We start from the raw sequence: 2747 nt of genomic DNA, 5'->3' as shown, positions 1-2747 counted from the left end.
GCCCTGGGGTCCACAGCAATGCCGCGGTCAGCAACAGCATCAAGGCCGCCCCCACAAACACCTTGCCAGGCACGGCGATACCCGAAGTGTGCGGGCCCAGTTTCATGGCACGCTCCGAAGCGGATCCTGCCAAGCCGTTTCGCAAAGGGGCCAATTGCCCCGAAGCCTGAGGCAGAAGTGCCAAAACAGCCGCTGGATCGGCATTCAAATGACGACACACGCCAGAAGCCAGTCCACGGTAGAAAACGGCCCCCTTGGCCATGTCCAGGTCATCGGCTTCCAAGGCCTCAAGCTGGCGCACCGGCACCTTGAGCTTGACCGACAAGACTGCCAAGTGCACACCCGCCTGAAGACGGGTTTCACGCAGCAGCTGACCGGCTGTTTGGGGCGTTGTGGTCGCCTCTGGGGCGATTCCTGGGGTCGGTTCAGACTTGGGGCTTGCGGTCATGTCGAGGCTCCGAGAGGGACACAGAAGACACAGGAACCCAGGTGATCGTTCGCTGCTCGGCCATGCGCGATTGCACTTGGGTTCGGTCTTTCACATCGCCCGCCAGCTGTCCGCATGCGGCGTCGATGTCGTCACCCCGTGTTTTGCGCACCGTGGTGACCAGACCCGCAGCTTGCAGTTGCTTGGCAAATGCTTGCACCCGGGCGGTGGGTGAACGCAGCAAACCCGAAGCCGGAAAGGGGTTGAATGGGATCAGGTTGAATTTACAGCGCAAGCCCTGGCGGGCGTGTTTTTGCACCAAGTCGATCAGGGCGCTGGCATGTTCGGGTTGGTCGTTGACACCATCGAGCATGCAGTATTCAAAGGTGATGAAGTCGCGAGGTGCATGGGCCAAGTAGCCGATGCAGGACTGCAAAAGCTCGTCGAGCGGGTATTTGCGGTTCAGGGGCACCAAATTGTCACGCAATGCGTCGGTCGGGGCATGCAGCGACACCGCCAAGGCCACAGGGCAATCGGCCGACAGGCGTTCAATCATGGGCACCACCCCGGAGGTGGAGACAGTGACGCGGCGACGCGACAAGCCGTAACCATGGTCATCGAGCATGGCCCGCAACGCCGGCACCAAAGCCGAGTAATTTTGCAAAGGCTCGCCCATGCCCATCATCACCACGTTGGAGATGACGCGTTCTGGCGTGTTCAGGTGCTGTCGCAAAAAGTGCTCGGTAAACCACAACTGGGCAAGAATTTCGCCGGTGGTCAGGTTGCGACTGAAGCCTTGGTGGCCGGTGGAGCAAAAACGGCAACCCACAGCGCAACCAGCCTGGGAAGAAATGCACAAAGTGCCTCGATCGTCTTCGGGGATGAACACCGTTTCAATGGCATTCCCATCGCCGACATTGAACAACCATTTGATGGTGCCGTCGGCTGAAATGTGTTGACTGACGAGAGGCAGCGCGGCAACGTGCGCATGCAACTGGAGTTTTTGGCGCAAAGACTTGGCCAAATCACTCATTTGTTCAAAATCTGAAGCGCCCCGCTGGTGAATCCAGCGGAACAACTGGGTGGCCCGAAAGCGCTTTTCACCCAGACCCTCACAAAAAACGGCCAAACCTTCCAGGTCAAATTCGAGCAGGTTGGCCGTCATGGGGTCAGGGTGCCTAGGGTCGCGAAAGGGCCGCGACGCGATCAGCGTGTGTAAACGTTCATGCCGGCGAAGAAGAAGGCAACTTCAGCGGCAGCAGTTTCGGGCGCGTCAGAGCCGTGCACAGCGTTGGCATCGATGCTGTCAGCGAAGTCAGCGCGGATGGTTCCGGCAGCGGCTTTCTTGGGGTCGGTCGCGCCCATCAGGTCACGGTTTTTGGCAATCGCGTTCTCGCCTTCCAGCGCCTGGATCATGACGGGGCCGGAGATCATGAAGTCCACCAGGTCCTTGAAGAAAGGACGCTCTTTGTGCACGCCGTAGAACTGCTCAGCTTCGCCGCGCGACAAATGGGCCATTCGGGCAGCGACCACTTTGAGGCCAGCGGCTTCGAAACGGGCGTAGATCTGGCCAATGACGTTCTTGGCAACGGCGTCAGGCTTGATGATGGAGAGTGTGCGTTCGATGGCCATGGTTTTTTTCCTGTTGAGGGGTGATTTTTAACTATTTTTGCCCTGCGGCAAAGCCCACTATTCTAACCTGAGTGGGTGACAAAATGGCCCTGTCAGCCGATGGGCCGACAGAGGAGACGGGATTTGGTCATCATGGGCTGTCAAGACGGCCAAAGCCTGCGCTCAACGGCTGCGGCCACCGCTGCCCCGGCCGCCTCGGCCCGGGGTAGCGGGTGCTTTTTTCAGGCGGTTGAAGCTCTCGGCACCGATGTATTTGGCCTCGCTTTTGGGGGCGTCGGACTTGGCATGCAAGCCAGAGCCGCCCGGCGCTTGGTTGGGCTTGGCCGCCGGTTTGGCGCGTGGCACGGCCGTGCCGGCGCGGCCTTGCCCACCGGTGCGGGGGCGGCGGTCGTTGCGGTTGGTGCGTGTGGGCTGTTCTGTGACGGGGCGGGGGCGCTCGCTCGTGCCCGCCGCCCGCATCAGGGCGCGAATATCGGCCTCGTCGAGTTCAAGCCAAGCCCCACGGCGCAAGCCATGTGGCAGCACCATCGCGCCATAACGGATGCGGATCAGGCGGCTGACCGCATGACCGACCGATTCCATCATGCGGCGCACTTCGCGGTTGCGGCCTTCAGAGATGGTCACGCGGTACCAGCAGTTGGAGCCTTCGCCGCCACCGTCCTCGATGGAGCCGAACTGGGCCGGACCG

General features: G+C 61.0%; 3 protein-coding genes and 1 pseudogene. All 4 read right to left on the bottom strand.

Annotation, left to right across the window (positions count from 1 at the left end):
- On the bottom strand, positions 1-448 hold a 448-nt coding region (locus Q0341_RS08630; RefSeq protein ID WP_299512161.1), incomplete at its 3' end, for a helix-turn-helix transcriptional regulator.
- Positions 426-1592, bottom strand: a complete 1167-nt coding sequence (gene rlmN, locus Q0341_RS08625) for a 23S rRNA (adenine(2503)-C(2))-methyltransferase RlmN (RefSeq protein ID WP_299512159.1) — start codon at positions 1590-1592, stop codon at positions 426-428. The genes Q0341_RS08630 and rlmN, both read right to left, overlap by 23 nt.
- Before the next feature lie 41 nt (positions 1593-1633).
- Positions 1634-2059, bottom strand: a complete 426-nt coding sequence (gene ndk / locus Q0341_RS08620) for a nucleoside-diphosphate kinase (RefSeq protein WP_299512157.1) — start codon at positions 2057-2059, stop codon at positions 1634-1636.
- 162 nt (positions 2060-2221) lie between these two features.
- Positions 2222-2747 (bottom strand): annotated as a pseudogene (locus Q0341_RS08615) (23S rRNA pseudouridylate synthase B); the annotation flags it as partial.

Origin of the sequence: uncultured Limnohabitans sp. (genome assembly GCF_937889215.1) — a bacterium.
Lineage (GTDB): Bacteria > Pseudomonadota > Gammaproteobacteria > Burkholderiales > Burkholderiaceae_C > Limnohabitans_A.
This window is presented reverse-complemented; position numbering and strand designations above follow the sequence as displayed.

Bases quoted from the DNA above. Each gene is read 5' to 3' on its own strand.
- rlmN (WP_299512159.1), bottom strand. From the start codon at position 1,592: ATGACGGCCAACCTGCTCGAATTTGACCTGGAAGGTTTGGCCGTTTTT.
- ndk (WP_299512157.1), bottom strand. From the start codon at position 2,059: ATGGCCATCGAACGCACACTCTCCATCATCAAGCCTGACGCCGTTGCC.